Source organism: Halorubrum orientale, from assembly GCF_059623105.1.
In genome coordinates this window covers 256808-272908 of the sequence record NZ_JBSPSR010000006.1, presented here as the reverse complement: position 1 = coordinate 272908, position 16101 = coordinate 256808, and the positions used below count along the sequence as shown (strand labels likewise).

13 protein-coding genes are annotated in these 16101 nt (G+C 65.8%); 6 read left to right on the top strand and 7 right to left on the bottom strand.

Translation table 11 applies throughout. From position 1 onward, the window contains the following. Nucleotides 1-212: 212 nt before the first annotated feature. The 4 genes from ACWUI7_RS08170 to ACWUI7_RS08155 form a co-directional block, all read right to left on the bottom strand. Nucleotides 213-1307 carry a guanosine monophosphate reductase gene (locus ACWUI7_RS08170; protein ID WP_496641726.1) on the bottom strand — a complete coding sequence of 365 codons (1095 nt, stop codon included), beginning with the start codon at nt 1305-1307 and terminating at the stop codon, nt 213-215. A gap of 62 nt (nt 1308-1369) precedes the next feature. Continuing rightward, complete coding sequence (locus ACWUI7_RS08165) at nt 1370-3415, bottom strand: hydantoinase/oxoprolinase family protein (RefSeq protein ID WP_496641725.1); 2046 nt, start codon at nt 3413-3415, stop codon at nt 1370-1372. Continuing rightward, nucleotides 3412-5154 (bottom strand): hydantoinase B/oxoprolinase family protein, encoded by a 1743-nt coding sequence (locus ACWUI7_RS08160; RefSeq protein ID WP_496641724.1) that lies wholly within the window; start codon nt 5152-5154, stop codon nt 3412-3414. Before ACWUI7_RS08160 ends, ACWUI7_RS08165 begins: the two co-directional genes overlap by 4 nt. Before the next feature lie 50 nt (nt 5155-5204). After that, nucleotides 5205-6080, bottom strand: coding sequence for an NAD-dependent epimerase/dehydratase family protein (locus ACWUI7_RS08155; protein ID WP_496641723.1), 876 nt, complete (start codon nt 6078-6080; stop codon nt 5205-5207). Between the two features lie 690 nt (nt 6081-6770). On the opposite strand from ACWUI7_RS08155, the gene ACWUI7_RS08150 reads away from it, so the two are divergent. Then, a complete protein-coding gene (locus tag ACWUI7_RS08150; protein WP_496641722.1) occupies nt 6771-7304 on the top strand; it encodes an inorganic diphosphatase in 534 nt (177 codons plus the stop codon). Between the two features lie 265 nt (nt 7305-7569). Here the strand turns inward: ACWUI7_RS08150 and ACWUI7_RS08145 are convergent, their stop codons facing one another. After that, nucleotides 7570-8367, bottom strand: coding sequence for a helix-turn-helix transcriptional regulator (locus tag ACWUI7_RS08145; RefSeq protein ID WP_496641721.1), 798 nt, complete (start codon nt 8365-8367; stop codon nt 7570-7572). Nucleotides 8368-8488: 121 nt separating this feature from the next. Beyond that, entirely contained in the window at nt 8489-9820 is a 1332-nt protein-coding gene (locus ACWUI7_RS08140; RefSeq protein WP_496641720.1) for an MFS transporter, read from the bottom strand. A gap of 97 nt (nt 9821-9917) precedes the next feature. Here ACWUI7_RS08140 and ACWUI7_RS08135 point away from each other — a divergent pair, with 97 nt between their 5' ends. The 3 genes from ACWUI7_RS08135 (at nt 9918) to ACWUI7_RS08125 (ending at nt 13068) form a co-directional block, all read left to right on the top strand. After that, the gene (locus ACWUI7_RS08135; RefSeq protein WP_496641719.1) at nt 9918-10874 is read left to right on the top strand and encodes a succinylglutamate desuccinylase/aspartoacylase family protein; all 957 of its coding nucleotides are present in this window, start codon (nt 9918-9920) and stop codon (nt 10872-10874) included. Between the two features lie 3 nt (nt 10875-10877). After that, nucleotides 10878-12095, top strand: a complete 1218-nt coding sequence (locus tag ACWUI7_RS08130) for a pyridoxal-phosphate dependent enzyme (RefSeq protein ID WP_496641718.1) — start codon at nt 10878-10880, stop codon at nt 12093-12095. Between the two features lie 70 nt (nt 12096-12165). Beyond that, on the top strand, nt 12166-13068 hold the full coding sequence (locus ACWUI7_RS08125; protein WP_496641717.1) for a ketopantoate reductase family protein: 903 nt from the start codon (nt 12166-12168) through the stop codon (nt 13066-13068). Nucleotides 13069-13110: 42 nt separating this feature from the next. Here ACWUI7_RS08125 and ACWUI7_RS08120 read toward each other — a convergent pair whose 3' ends face one another. After that, nucleotides 13111-13338, bottom strand: a complete 228-nt coding sequence (locus ACWUI7_RS08120) for a DUF7556 family protein (RefSeq protein WP_496641716.1) — start codon at nt 13336-13338, stop codon at nt 13111-13113. A 117-nt stretch (nt 13339-13455) separates the two neighbouring features. Here ACWUI7_RS08120 and ACWUI7_RS08115 point away from each other — a divergent pair, with 117 nt between their 5' ends. Continuing rightward, entirely contained in the window at nt 13456-14304 is an 849-nt protein-coding gene (locus tag ACWUI7_RS08115; RefSeq protein WP_496641715.1) for a CBS domain-containing protein, read from the top strand. After that, complete coding sequence (gene glyS, locus ACWUI7_RS08110) at nt 14304-16100, top strand: glycine--tRNA ligase (protein WP_496641714.1); 1797 nt, start codon at nt 14304-14306, stop codon at nt 16098-16100. The genes ACWUI7_RS08115 and glyS overlap by 1 nt, the downstream gene beginning before the upstream one ends. The last annotated feature ends 1 nt before the right edge of the window (nt 16101 follow it).

The window sequence follows — 16101 nt, the reverse complement described above, 5'->3', positions numbered from 1 at the left end:
CTCTCGTCTCTTTGTGGTCCATACAGACGGAGGTCGTGTGACGACGGATAATCGCGCGCTGATCGGCATATTACTAGGTACTATTGGTACGTAATAACATTGGTGAAACAAGGAGGCCAATAGCGTCGCTCATCATTTGGTGTGATATCACGCGGATACGGTGGCGTCACACAGGGGCAACAGTATCGGCGCCCGGGGTGATCTCAGCCGACTCAGTCGTCGGCGACGTGAACCGGCGCATCCTCGTTGGCTCCGCTCTCGACGCTGACACCCTCCCAGTCGTGGTCGGTGTGGTATCCCTCGCGGGCCTTCGCGCTCGGAGCGACACGGATGAACTCGGCCTTCTCACGGGCGGCAGCGATCGTGTGCCCGCCACAGTAGGAAAGTCCCGACTGAATACCCGCGGTAAACTCTCCGACGACGTCTGCGACTGGCCCCTTGAACGGGGTCAGCGCCTCGACGCCCTCGTCTGCGCGCACGTCGGCCTCCTTGTCGTCGCGCTTCTCGGCGGCGGCCGTCGTTGCCATCCCACGAGAGCGCTTGTACCGTGTCCCGTCGACCTCAAGGACCGTTCCCGGTGCTTCTGTCGTTCCGGCGAAGAGACTCCCGAGCATCACCGTGTCGGCTCCCGCCATCAGCGCCTTCACGGCGTCGCCGGAGGTGCGAATGCCGCCGTCCGCACAGATGGTCACGTCGGCCGCGTCGGCGGCCGTCGCACAGTCGTCAACGGCGGTGAGCTGTGGGACGCCGGCGCCGGCGACCTTCCGCGTCGTACAGTGTGACCCCGGACCGATCCCCACCTTGACGCAGTCGGCACCCGCGGCCGCGAGGTCTTCGACGCCCTCTGGTGTCGCGACGTTGCCGGCGACGAGGTCGGTGTCTGGGAACGCTTCGTCGAGCTCTGCGACGACCGACAGCGTCCGATCGAGGTGGCCGTGGGCCACGTCGACAACCAGCGCGTCGACGCCGGCCGCGACGACCGCCTCGGCACGGGCGACGTGGTCCTCGTTGATCCCGACGGCGGCAGCGACCTGTTCGTTCGCCGCCGTCACCGTCTCGACCTGTGTGGCCTGTTCGTCGGGCGTCAAAAACCGGTGGAGCACCCCGAGCCCACCGGCCTGTGAGAGCGCGATCGCCAGGTCGGATTCGGTAACGGTGTCCATCGCGGCCGACACGAGCGGCGTCTCGAGGTCGATAGACGGTGTGAAGCTCGTCGAGAGGTCGACGTCGCTCCGGCTGTCGACAGGCGATCGGTGCGGAATCAAGAGGACGTCGCCATAGCTCAGTCCGGTTCGTAAGTCGTTCATTTCCCCTTACGGTAGAGAGTGTTTGTCGATTTAACCCCCTCGATTTGTGCGGGTGGCCGACCTCACTTGTTGGATTCTGCAGGCACCGCCACGCGAAGGTTCCCGGCGGGCGAGACGACGCCGGTCGCCTCCGGCGAGATGAGAGTGGTACAGCCGGGCTCCTCGACGATCGCCGGTCCTTCGAGTTCGTCGCCGATGGCAAGTGCTTCCCGATCCACGATCGGCGTCTCGAGGTAGCCGCGCTCATCGAAGTACACCGACCGTTCGCCGACCACAACCGGTCCATCGGCCCCAGCGACCGGATCGGACAATGGCGGGGTCTCGACGGTCCCCGCGACACGGAGCGTCACGAGCTCCAGCGGCTCTGTGGGCATTGCGTACCCGTAGCGCTGCTCGTGGTGGGTGTGGAACCGGTCCATCGCAGTCTCCACGGCCGCCGCGTCAAGCGCGCCATCAGGAAGCGGCACGGTGAGTTCGTACGCCTGTCCCTCGTACCGAAGGTCGAGCTGGTGGGTGTACGATACCGCGTCTGCGTCGAACCCCTGCTCTGTGAACCGTCCCCGCAGCCTCTCGGTGAGCGTCTCGAGTGTGTCGGTGATTCGCTCGAGGTCACGGTCGGGTCCCGCGTATGCACGTGACTCGTCCATGCGGACGTCTGCGAGGAGCAGTCCCCGTGCCGAGAACACACCCGGACTCCGCGGAACGACGAGCGTCTCCATCTGCATTCGCTTTGCGATCGCCGCGGCCTGAAGCGGCCCCGCCCCGCCAAAGGCGACGAGCGAAAACTCGCTCGGGTCGCGCCCGCGTTCGACGGTGACGCGGCGGATCTCTCGTGTCATCTTCGCGTTCGCAATCTGGACAACACTCGTCGCCGCTTCCTCGAGAGACACTCCAAGCGGCTCGGCAATCGCCTCAGCAAACCGCGCTCTGGCGGTTTCGATCGCATCGGTGACGTCGTCTGGCAAGAAGGCGTCGGGGTCAATCCGCCCGAGGACCAGGTTGGCGTCGGTCACCGTCGGCTCCGTTCCCCCGCGTCCATAACAGATCGGTCCGGGGTCAGCACCCGCCGACCTCGGTCCCACCCTGAGTCCGCCGGCGTCGTCGATCCACGCGATGCTTCCGCCGCCGGCACCCACAGTGTTGATATCGACGACCGGGGTGTTGATCGGCAGATCGGTTATTTCACCCTCCGTCGAGCGGACAATGTCACCTCGCTCGACGATGCTCACGTCGGCGCTCGTCCCTCCCATGTCGAGGCCGATCGCGTGTGGAATCTCCTCCGTCCGAGCGACGTCTCGACAGGCGACCGCTCCGGCCGCCGGGCCGGAGAGCACGGTTCGAAGCGCAAACTCGCGCGCCTGTGTCGTGCCGAATATTCCACCGCCAGAGTGCATCACGTTCAACGGGGCGTCGATGCCACGCGCTCGCACGCCGTTGTCAAGCCGGCGCAGGTAGTCTTTTATCGTTACCTTCACCGCCTCGTTCAACACGGTGGTGACAGTTCGGTCGTACTCGCGTGTCTCCGGGTAGACGGCCGATGAGAGCGCGTACTCAAGATCGGTCTCGGATTCGAGTAGCTCGCCGATCCGTTGTTCGTGGTCGTCGGTCAGATACGAGAACAACAACGAAACGACGACTGAGTCGACGTCGGCTGCCTCGAGGTCGCGGGCGGCTGCGCGAACCGCTGCTTCATCGAGCTCGTCGACGACGGCACCATCAGCGCCAATACGCCCGGGAACTCCGTATCGGTGTCGTCTATCGACGAGGCTCGGTGGTGTTTCCGCCTGGAGGTCGTACAGCGACGGTCGTGTCTGGTCGCCGATCTCGAGCACGTCACGGAGCCCCTCGTTCGTTATCAACCCGAGGTCCGGGAACTCGCCTTCGAGTACCGCGTTAGTGCCCACCGTGGTGCCGTGACTGAGGTACGAGACACGCGCGGGATCGATACCGGTCTCCGCGAGGATCGTATCGATGCCGTTCACCACGCCCTCATCGAACGCTCCCGGTGTCGACGGCGTCTTGGTCGTATACACGGCGTTCGTCGCTGCGTCGTAGAGGACGACGTCGGTGAACGTGCCACCGGTGTCGACGCCGATTCGGACGCTCACTGTTGGTCACCTCCGTGGGTCGCCGCGTCGCGACGCGCGGCTCGACAGCGCTCCGTCGCGGCCGCGTCGAGCTCGCCGTCGGCGATGACGACGCCGTACGCCCCCTCTGCTTTCGAAACCGAGACCTTCCCGTCGCGGACGTCTTCGAGGACGGCTTCGGGGTCGCGTTCGAGTGGAGTGCCGTACCCGCCACCACCTGGTGTCTGAATGCTCACCACGTCGCCGGGGTCAAGCGTTGTCGTCGACTTCGAGGCGAGCGTTGTCTCCTCGGCCGTCTCGGGGTTCCGGTAGAACCGTGCGGGGCGGGCCGCGTGGCCGCCAAAGATACCCCACGGCCGCGACTCGGTCCGGTCAGTGAGCAACGAGAACGACGCCTCGTGGTCGTAGAACTCTAGGTCGCGTCGGACGCCGAGCCCGCCGCGCGTTCGGCCCGCTCCCTCGGAGTCGGGGATCAGCTCGTACCGGCGGACTCGAACCGGAAGCTCGGCTTCGAGCTCCTCTATCGGGCTGTTGGCCGTGTTCTGAAAGTGCGTCTGGACTGCGTCCATGCCGTCGATCTTGGCCCGGGCACCGTACCCGCCCGCGACAGTCTCGTAGTAGACGTACTCCCCGTCGTCGCGGGGGTCGTTGCCACCGTAGGCGACGTTACAGACGATCCCCTTTGTCGCAGCGATGGTCTCTTCGGGGACGGCCTCGGTGAACGCCTTGGTCACGAGGTCGCCGGCGCGCATCGCGATCTCCCACCCGCCGGCTACCGGTCGGTCGCGTGAGGGGTTCACCATCGTACCGGCCGGGGTAACCGTCTCGATCGGCCGATAGAAGCCGTCGTTCTTCGGGAGGTCTTCGCCGAGGAACGCCATGACGACCGCCATCGTTCCGGCGAACGCCATCGCCGGCGTGCAGTTCAGCGGCCCCTCGTTCTCCGCTGTGGTGCCGGTGAAGTCGATCGTCAGCTCGTCGTCATCGACGGTCAGCGCGAGCGCGAGCGCGACGGGTTCGTCGGTGACCCCGTCGCCGTCCATCTCGTCACGGGCGGTGTAGGTGCCGTCCGGGAGCGACTCGATGGCGGCTCGGACCCGCCGCTCGGTGTACGCGAGCAGCTCGTCAAGTGCGGTTTCGACTGCGTCCGTGCCGCGTGTGTCGTACAGTGCCGACACGCGATCGTCGGCGATCCGGTTCGCACCCAGCTGTGCCTGGTAGTCGCCGCGTCGCATCGACGGCTCGCGGACGTTTCGGAGAATAAGCCCGAGTACGTTCTCGTCGTACGTCCAGTCGGAGACCGCCCGTACTCCCGGGATGATCATGCCTTCTGCGTACAGCTCGGTGCTGTCGTTTGGAATTCCGCCGGGCGTGCCGCCACCGATGTCGACGTGGTGTGCGGAGTTAGCGGCGTAGCCGACGATCTGGTCTTCGTGGTACAGCGGCGAGATGAGCATCACGTCCGGGAGGTGGACCGCCCCCTCGTAGGGGTCGTTGACGAGGATGCCGTCGCCGGGCTCCAGACGGTCCTCCCACTCCGGGATGAGACGGGGAACCACCGAGACGAGCGAGCCGATGTGTTGGGGTGCCACGTCGTGTTGGGCGATGTGGCGGAGGTCTGCGTCGAACAGCGCACACGTGTGGTCGCGCCGGATCTTGATATTCGTCGAGTAGGCGGTCCGCTGGAGGGTGACGCCCATCTCCTCGACGACGCTCTTTAGCGAGTGCCGAAAGATCTCGAGCGTCCCGGTGTCTACCATACACCGTTTGCCTGCCCAGTCGACAAAAACGTATTCCCCACGGACCGCGCTCACTCGGTTGCCGGTGGCGCGTCCCACTCGGCGCCGTTGTCTTGGGGGTCGTACCCGAGCACGTCGCGGGCGTGTGTAGTGTCGACCCAGGTGCCGTCGTTGTCGCTAACGCCCCAAAATACATCGTACGCGACGGTGTCGTCCGTGAGACACCGGTCGACGAGCTGGCCGAGGTCGCGGTGTGAGAGCCACGTGCACTTGAGCCGGTCGGCCATGTACGCGTACTCGTTGCTCCCGCGCTCCCACCACCCCTCGTCGACGCCCATCTCTGCGAGGCCGTATGGGTGGTCGTACGCGTCGCCGAGGACCGTCTTGATCCGCAGCGAGTAGAACCGCTGTGGGGCGTCTCGGGTGTTCGTCACATACGTCGGGTGGAGCTCGCCGAGCGGGTTCTGTTGACTCTCGATGAAGAGTCGCCCGGCCGCCTCGCCGAACACCTTCGACAGCCCGTAGAAACTGTCCGGCCGGACCGGATCGGTGTGTGAGACGACGAGGTCGTCGTCTGGGTCGTAGATCTCTGGTGCCCGCTCGATCTCGTACATCCCGACTGTGTGGATCGACGAGGCGAACAGGACCCGCTCGACGTTCGCCTCGGCGGCGGCCTGGAGCACATTGTATGTCCCGATAATGTTTGTTTCGAGGATCGTTTCCCACGAGCCGCTGAGGTCGACGGCCGCCGCGAGGTGGATCACGGCGTCGTGGCCCTCACAGTGCTCGCGGAGCGAATCACGGTCAGTGATGTCGGCGACGACCGTCTCCCGGTCCGGGTGTGGCTCTACGTCGAGTGGGGTGAACTCGTACCGGTCGTCGTCGCCGAGTTCGTCAAGGATGGCGCTACCGACCGTTCCGTTCGCGCCGGTTATGAGTACGCGCATGGTCGTCGGTGTAGAGACCGCCGCGTACTGTAAGTGCAGGGGTCATTTGCTGTGTGGCCACTCCGATTCCGTGACACACGGACACCACGTTCTGCCACACCCTCTCATACCTGTGTAGCGGCGGTTGTGTCGTCACTCCGATTCCGTGACACACGGACACCACGTTCTGCCACACCCTCCCCAGCCGACTCACTCGCCGCCTGCGGCGACTCGTTCGCCCCTCGCACGCGCTCGCGAGCCCGCCTCCGGCGCGCTCACGAGGCGCGCGCCACCGCAGAATAGGGAGAGACTATCGATCTCTCATCAGATGGGAGGGGTGAATCAGGCCCTAGACCGGCGAGTGACACACCACTGTGGCGCGCGCCTCGCGGGTCGCCGAAGGGGGCCCGCGAGCGCGTGCGAGGGATGAGCGAGGGAGCGAAGCGACCGAGCGAATCGGTTGGGGAGGGTGTGGCGGTAATTGGTGTCCGGGTATCTCGGAGTCGTCTCGATTACATTGCCATCGTCACACACGTATGAGGGAGGGTGTGGCTGAAAATTGTGTCCGGGTATCTCGGAGTCGTCTCGATCACACTGCCATCGTCACACACGTATGAGGAACTCGGAGCCCGATCGACCTCAAAGACGTCCCTCTCGTCTAGCACCCAATCCCGAAAGGATTTTGCACGCCTTGCGCAGAGTGACGGACACATGGTGAATCTCTGGGAAGACCTCGAGACGGGCCCGAACGCCCCCGAAGAGATCTACGCTGTCGTCGAGTGTCTGAAAGGCGAGCGCAACAAGTACGAGTACGACAAAGACGTCCCCGGCATCGTCCTCGACCGCGTGCTCCACTCGAACGTCCACTACCCCTACGACTACGGCTTCATTCCGCAGTCGTATTACGACGACGAGGATCCCTTCGACGTCATGGTGCTCGTCGAAGACGCCACCTTCCCCGGCTGTGTGGTTGAGGCGCGCCCAGTCGCACTGATGCGGATGGACGACGACGGCGAGCAGGACGACAAAGTGATCGCGGTCCCAACAGAGGACCCACGGTTCGACCACATCGAAGACCTCGAGGACATCCCCCAACAAATCTGCGACGAGATAGACGAGTTCTTTTCGACGTATAAGAACCTCGAGGCCGACAAGGAAGTCGAGACGCTCGGCTGGGAAGACAAAGCCGCGGCAACCGACGCGATCGAACACGCCCAGGCGCTCTACGACGAGCACATCCAATAACTCACACACATCGCTGCCGCCCGCTCCGATGTGTTATGCGCATGGGTAATTTTTTCGGTGCGGAATCACTATCTAGTGGTAGACCAATGGCAGCCACAAACTCCTCGATCGGTATCGACCACCCGACGGTCGTCCCGACGAACTTCGACCCAGACGAGCAGGGGTGCCGAGATACCGACAGCGACCGATCCGATCGGTGAGAGTGTCCCCAGCCGTCATCAAGAAGCATCAGCGTCGGGCGCCGTCAGCCTTCTAGCCGCTCAGCTCACGAGTCTGCGACGACCGCCGATAGCGGCGTCGCAGACTCGACGAGCCGCTCGAACCGGTCGTCGGCCCACTCAAGCACTACCGGGTCGCGCGACTCGAGTGCACATCGCGGGTTGTTCGACGCATCGTACGCGATCACACACGCCAGATCGTCACGGCGGAACAAACCGTACCCGATCCTATCGGGCGTGACGTACACACTGGTGTCGTCGTCGGTGAGTGCCCGATCGGTCGCGGGACCGAACTCCGCGAGAGACGTCTCGACGACGTCGCGATCGACGACGAGCTCAACGCTTGCCCCGCGCTCAAGGGCAGCTGCGGCCGCCTCGTTGTACTGTGCGGTGACGATCGGCGAAACCGCACGGACTCGTGATCCGCCAGCTGCTCGAACCAGCTCGATCACCTGGTCGAGCGCTGCAAAAGGGTCCCGGTCGGTTGCGGCTGTAAGCGTGCCGCTCTCGAGCCCCGCCGCAGGGAATCCAGCCCCGACCCGTTCTAGCTCGGCGGCAAACTGACCGTAGCGGTCGGCTCGATCGATCTCCCCAAGAAGCGCTTCGTACGCATCGTAGACTCGCTTGCCGGTCGGCGTCAGTCGGTACGCCCCGTCTCGTTTAACCACCCAGTTCCGCTCTCTGAACCCCGATAGGATCCGACCGACGGTCGTTCGGGTCGCGTCGACCGCCTCGGTGGTCGCCGCCGGCCGGCGCGGCTCGTGGTCGAGTGTCCGGAGGATCGCAACCCGCACCGGCGAGCCGGCGAGGTACTGTGCGTCGTCGTGGCCGGTGTCGGACGCCATCTGTCGTGACCACGTACGACCGGCGGGTCAATAATCGTGTCGTCAGACCGGTACTGGTCAGCCGGCCGAACTCGCTCACGATCGACGCTCGCTCGCGGGCGACGCAGCAGGCTCACCTCGCTCACGTGTAGGCGTCGTACTCCTCGCCGAACAACAGAAAGTATCCCACGCCGATGAGACCGATCGCACTCGCTGTGGCGAACGCGAGTATAGGGTCGCCGCCGACCTCAACGCCCGTCGGGAGCGTGACGCCGCCGTACAACAGGCCACCGAGTGCGGCACTCGGGATCACAACCGCGTTGCGGACAAGGTAGTACGACCCGGACACGCGCCCGCCACCACCGGCCTCTGCCGGGCCGACGATGAGCGCCTTGTGTGCGGGCAAGCCCGCAAACCGCAGTCCAGAGAGCGCGAACAAGAGACCGAATATAACCGGGTCCGCCGGCGCGAGGATCAACAATACGGGGAAGATCGCGTACACTGCGAAGCCGAGCGCGACAACAGGTTTGAGTCCGACGGACTCAGCGAGCCGAGCCGCTGGCGGCATCGACACGAGCGCCACGACCATCTCGATGGCCAGAAGAACACCGAAAAACACCGGCGGCGAGAGCGAGAGCCCGAACGCCGAGACACCCACCTCACGCAGCTGGGTCACCACGAGCACGAAAAAGACGTACACCATCCCGTTGGCAAACCGCACGAGCGTATCGGCGACGAGGAGTGGTCGAAGCGTCGAGGGGAGCCCACGGAGATCCGCGACGACGCCTGTGATACCTGTGAACTCGTCGCCGATCGTGTCTTCGCTCGCGTCGTACAGCCAGTGCTGAGCGATCGTGGCGAGCACACCGGCTCCAACGGCGACTGCGAGGATTGCCCGGAATCCGGCGGTGAACGTCGCGGCGCCGTACAGGATCCCCGCGGCGAGCAGCGGGCCGAGGAGGAACGCAGTGCGGCGAAACACCTCCGTGCTCGCGAAGCCGCGGGCGAGTCGGTCCGGCGGCACCGCCTGCTTGACGACGGCGAACGTCGCGCCAAGCCCGAAGGATTTCCACGCCTGTGCGAGCAAGAGCCCCACGAAGATCCAGGCCCACGGCTCGACGGTGACCCCACCGACCCGGATCGACCCGACTGTCGGCGCAACGAGCCAGACGAGAAAGCCGAGGCTTGAGGCCACTCCAAACAACGTGAGCGCGACTCGCGACCCGATTCGATCTGAGAGCCGCCCACCGGGGTACGGGTACACCGCTCCGACGACGTTGCCGAGCGTGCCGTAGAGGCCGACGACAAACGCGCTCGCGCCGAGCGCAGTGAGGTACTCGGGGAGGTACCGACCCGTCATCTGAAAGCCGAGGCTGAACGCGAACATCGCGAGCGACAATACGAGTACGTCCCGGGGGAACGCGCGGAGCTGCCGGAACGGGTTGAGGAGATCGACGTCGCCGGCACCGGACATAGATGTCGGCTCGGCCGCCGATCGTTTGAATCCACCGAGCCGCCGATTCGACGGGCGGATCGAACCGATAAAGGGCCCACCGGCCCAGGCTTCAGTAATGATTACGCTGGGAACGGCGCGGGCGCCGCCCGGAGAGACGGACACGGGCCGTCTTGAGGTTGGCGAGATGCGGGACGGGAGCCCGGTGCGACTCCCCGTGGCCGTGATCAACGGCGCTGAAGATGGCCAGACGCTCTACATGCAGGCGGTCAGTGACGGCGACGAACTCAACGGACTCGGTGTGGTTCGCCGCGTCGTCCCGCAGATTGACCCGTCCGACCTCTCCGGTGCGATCCTCGTCGTCGGCATCGTGAACTACTTCGCGTTCCAAGTCGCAGAACACCGGAACCCCATCGACGATCGCAAGATGAATCGCGGGTATCCGGGTGATCCGGAGGGAACGACGAGCGAGCGGATCGCCCACGAGACGTTTCAGGTCGCCAAGCGCGCCGACCTCATCGTCGACCTCCATCAGGGGTCGACGAGCCGGATGATAAACGAGACGCGGGTTCGGTGTGGCGTACGCCACCACCTCCACGGCGACTGTCTCGAACTCGCAAAGGTGTTCGGCTGTGGGCACGTCCTCGACATCAAAGGACCAGACGGTCAGTTGGCACGGGCGGGGCCCGACCAGGGGATCCCGACGATAGACCCGGAGCTCGGCGGCTGTGTCGGCTGGGACGAGGAGTCGATCCAGTACGGGGTCGACGGGATGTTCAACGTCTTACGACACTACGGCTTTCTCCCCGGTGAGACGACTACCGAGTCACAGACTCGTGCGCGAGGATTCGACCAGTACGGCGCACCAGCCGGCGGACTCATCCGGTTCGAGGCCGATCTCGGTGACCGCGTGAGCGCCGGCGATACGTTGTTTGCGGTGACGGACGCGTTCGGCGAGCAGCGGGGCCGGGTGACCGCCGACGCCGATGGCGTCTTCTGGCGAACCCGTCGTCTCCCGCAGGTCGCAGCCGGTGAGTACGTCTGTTCGGTTGGGACGAACGTCGATCGGTACTGAACGATGACCGACCCAACCGACGACCACACGGCTGCGGGCACCACTCCGACCGACGAGTGCGGGGCCACCACCCCGAGGCCACTCGCGTGCCCAGATTGCGGCACGGTCGTCGACGATCGGTGGCGGTGCCGATGCGGCGCTCCGCTCCGATTTGACGACCCGCCGACGCCGTCGACGGGCCCACCGAAGCCGTCGGCACTCGACACCCGTACAGGACTGTGGGCGTTCGCGCCGTTTCTCGCGGTCGGCGACGACCCGCACGACCGCGTGACACTCGGCGAAGGGGCGACGCCGCTCGTCGAGGCGCCCCGGTGGGACGCCGCGTTCAAACTCGAGTACGTGTTCCCAACGGGGTCGTTCAAAGACCGAGGCGCGACGACGGCACTCACTCGCGCCCGCGAGCTCGGTGTCGACCGGGTCGTTGAAGACTCCTCGGGCAACGCGGGCGCCGCAATCGCGACGTACGCCGCCCGCGCGGGCATCGATGCTGAAGTGTACGTTCCCGCGGACGTGAAGCCGGCGAAGCTTCGTGCAATCCGCCGGGCAGGCGCGACACCGGTTCGAATCGAGGGGGATCGTCGAGCCGTCACCGAGGCGTGTATCGACGCGGTCGAGGGTGCAGTTGACGTGGCTGCAGGGACGAGTGATGCGACGGACGACGCGACAGGTGGCGCGTGGTACGCGAGCCACGCCTGGAACCCGGCGTTCTTTGAGGGGACCGCAACGGTCGCCTACGAGATCGCCCACCAACGGGACTGGTCGGCCCCCGACGCGGTCGTAGTCCCGGTCGGTCACGGCACCCTCCTGCTCGGCGCACACTGGGGGTTCGAACGGCTCGAACGGGCCGGCTGGATCGACAAGTGCCCGCGGCTGTACGCGGCCCAGGCGGCTGGGATAGCCCCACTCGTTCGTGCCCTTCACGGCCCCGAGGAAGCGAGCCCGGCGAGCGACCACAACACGGCCGCAGACGGGATCCAGATCACCGAACCGGTTCGACTCTCGGCGCTCCGCACAGCCGTGACCGAGACGGGCGGTGACGCGGTCGCGGTCACCGAGGCAGCTGGCGACGCGGCACTCGACCGACTCCACGCCGCGGGCTTTTACACCGAGCCGACGTGTGCGGTCGCCCCAGCTGCGCTCGAGATGCTCCGTGACCGGGGGGCCATCGCCCCCGACGAGGACGTAGTGGTGCCGCTGACCGGGAGTGGGCTGAAAACCTGAACGTTTCGTCGATTCGACCCACCAGAGCCACCGATACGCCTTTTCACTGCCGGCGTCTGTACTTTTGTGTATGGAGGTGCTCGTCTACGGCGCTGGTGCGCTGGGGAGTCTCGTCGGCGGGCTTCTCGCGCGTGCACACGATGTGACCCTCGTTGGACGCGACCCGCACATGCGTCGAATCCGCAACGACGGGCTACACGTCGAGGGGGCGATCGAAACGACCGTCCACCCACGAGCGCTGACCGACGGCTACCACCGCTCCGCGGCCGTCGCGGTCGTGACGACGAAGGCGTACGATACCGACGCGGCCGCTCAGGCCCTCTCGACCGGCGAGTACGAGGTGGTCTGTTCTCTCCAGAACGGTCTCACCGAGGAGCGACTCGTCGCGTCGCTCGATCCACCGGTGCTCGCCGGTACGACGAGTTACGGCGCTCGACTGCTCGAGCCGGGCCGGGTGCGGTGTACCGGTGTCGGGACGGTGAGTGTCGGGTCGATAGCGGGCGGAGAGAGCCCCCTCTCCGCACGGGTCGCGGCTGCGTTCGCTGACGCTGGCATCGAGGCGACCGCGGCCACAGACATGCCTCGCCGGCGATTCGCGAAGCTCGCGGTCAATGCGGGACTCAACGGTCCGTCTGCGTTGGCACGGACCACGAACGGCGAGACGATGGAGGGCCCTGGACGGGAGGCAGCAACCGAGGCGGCCCGGGAGGTCGCTCGCGTCGCCCAGGCGTCCGGTATCTCACTGACCGAGACGGAGGCGGTTGAGGCGCTTGAGTCGGTCGTAGACGCCACCGCGCCGAATCACTCCTCAATGCGCGCGGACGTCGACGCCGGACGGCAGACGGAGGTCGAGGCGCTTTACGGAGCGATCACGACGCGCGCAGACGACCACGGCGTGCCGGCACCGACCTGTCGGACGATCGCGTCGATACTCAGGGCGTGGGAAGCAACCAAGGGTGCTAAAGACTCGTGAGCAGTCGTCGGGCCGAGTATCGTGATCAACTACCGACGCGTTTTAACACCACTCTTCGAGGACGGTCGCGTTCTGCTCGTCGACGGAGAGCCACGCGTTCTCCCGGGAGACGTCGGCGATCACGAGCTCTGGTCGCGACGCCGAGCCGTCGATCGACGCCATCACGTCCGCCGAGGCGGGCGTAACCTCGTGTCCGGGGCCGTCGATCGGTAGTCCCGTCCGGCGGTGGTCGGGATCCGGGTCGTCCCAGGGAGTGGACCTCCGTGGCATGCATGACAGTTGTTCACACTCGTATAAAACCATTGCGAACCACCGGGTGTGAGGCCCCGTCCCCAGCGTCCGCCGCTCTTCGGGGGATACAAGAGGAGCGGCGCTGAACGGGGTGGCATGCACGTTCGAGACGTGATGACCCCGCGGGCGGACCTCGTCGTCGCCGAACTCCCCGGAACCCGAACGGACGTACTGACACACCTCCAGGAGTACGGGTTCTCGTCGGTCCCGGTGGTCAAGACCGTCGACGACGACGAGGTGTACCGCGGGCTCGTCTCGCGGGACGACCTCATCGAGCAGCCGAACGAGGACCAGCTCGCGCTGTTGATGCGGGATGTCCCGACAACGACGGCTGACACCTCTATTCAGACGGCCGCGTCGACGATGGTCGAGGCGCGCTCGCGTCGGCTTCCCGTGGTCGACGGTGACCAGCTGGTCGGCATCTGCACCGTAACCGACGCGATTCGGGCAATCGCTCGCGGCGAGGTCGACGGCGACCGACCCGTCGGCGAGCTGGCGACGCGCCAGGTCAACGCCACCCACGTCGACACTCCGCTGCCGGTCGCCGAGCGCGAGATCGGGCTCGCTGGCGTCCCGTACGCGGTCGTCCTCGACGACGACGCTAGCATGGCAGGCATTCTCACCGAGGTCGACATCATCGACGTCGCCCGCGTTGTCGAAGGGGAGGCGAGTACGGGCGACTCGATCGCCGAGCAGGACTCTGAGTGGTCATGGGAGGGGATCAAAGCGATCGGCGCGCGATACCTCCCGACGCGAAACGTGGAGATCCCAGCAGAGCCGGCCCACCACTTCATGACCGACGACGTCGTCACCGTCACCGGCTCACGCACCGCCAAAGCAGTGGCAAAAGAGCTGCTCTCGAACGATGTCGAGCAGGTCCCACTCGTGAACGGCGCCGAGCTCACGGGCGTCGTCCGCGATATCGACCTCGTGGAGGGCATCTGATGGCCGGCGAGGCGCTCACCGAACTCGCGGTTCGCCGCGGCTTCTTTTTCGGGGCAAACGGCGCGTATGGCGGGACTGCGGGGTTCTACACCTTCGGCCCGCAGGGAGCCGCACTCAAACGAAACCTCGAGGATGCGTGGCGCGACCGCTTCACCAGACAGGAAGGGAACCGCGAGATCGAGGCACCGACGGTTATGCCGGAAGCGGTCTTCGAGGCGTCGGGTCACCTCGACGGCTTCGACGATATGCTCGTTGCGTGTCCCGAGTGTGGCGCCTCCCACCGCGCCGACCACCTCGTCGAGGACGCGACTGACGTCGAAGATGCCGAGGCGATGGGTGCAGACACGGTCGAGACACTGATCGCCGACCACGACATCACCTGCCCCGCCTGCGGCACCCCACTCGCCGGGGAACCGGTCGAAGACTTCAATCTCATGTTCGCGACCGACATCGGCCCGGGCGACAGCCAACCCGGTTACCTCCGCCCCGAGACGGCTCAAGGTATTTTCGTCGAGTTCCCCCGACTCAAGGAGTACGCCCGCGGTACGCTCCCGTTCGGCATCACCCAGATCGGCCCGGCGTACCGCAACGAAATCTCCCCACGTGGCGGACTGCTTCGGCTTCGCGAGTTCACCCAGGCGGAGCTCGAGCAGTTCATCGACCCCGAGACGGACGAACCCCCGCTCGAACGGGTCGAAAACGTCGCCGTGCGGCTGTACCCGGCGGACGAACAGGCGGCCGACGACGGCACGTACCACGAGACCACGATCGGCGAGGCGGTTACAGACGGCGTTATCGGGTCGCCGTGGGTCGGCTACTACCTCGGCGTCGCTCAAGAGTGGTACGAGCGCGTCGGCGTCGACATGGACCGTTTCCGGTTCCGACAGCACCTCGCCGGCGAACGGGCCCACTACGCGGCCGACTGCTGGGACGCCGAAAGCGAAGTCGACGGCGACTGGGTCGAGATCGCCGGCTTCGCGTACCGCGGCGACTACGACCTCTCGAAACACGACGCGCACGGCGACGACTCGTTCACCGTGTTCAAACGCTACGACGAGCCGCAGACCGTCGAGCGGGCGACCGTCGACCCCGACATGTCCGTGCTCGGCCCCGAATTCGGCAGCGACGCGGCTGCCATCGCCGACGCCCTGGAGTCTCTCGCCGCCCGTGACCCCGACGTCTTCGACGCCGAGACGGTGACCGTCGAGGTCGGGGAAGGACCCGACGCGGTGAGTCACGAGGTCGACACTGATGTGGCCAACTTCTCGGTCGAGACAGTAACAGAGACGGGCGAGCATCTCACACCGCACGTGGTCGAGCCCTCCTTCGGTATCGGCCGCACCGTCCAGACCCTGCTTGCACACGCCTACGAGACCGACGAAGTCGACGGCGAGACGCGTACGTACCTCGGACTGGTCCCGGAAATCGCGCCGCGGGACGTCGCGGTGTTCCCGCTCGTGACGAACGATGACCGGCTCACGGCGCTCGCGACGCAGATTGCAGACGACCTTCGGGCGACGGGACTGTCGGTCGCGTACGACGAGTCGGGCTCGATCGGTCGACGTTATCGCAGACAAGACGAGGTCGGGACTCCATTCTGTGTGACCGTCGACCGTAACGGCGTCGAGACAGCGGGCCCGGAAACGGTGACGGTCCGCGAGCGCGACTCGGCCGCACAGATCCGGGTACCCGTTGATGACCTCGTCGAGACGCTCCGATCGCTTCACGCGGGCGAGTCGTTCGCGGCGGTCGCCTCCCGCCACGAATCGGTCGAGACGGACGTGGAGACGGCCTAGC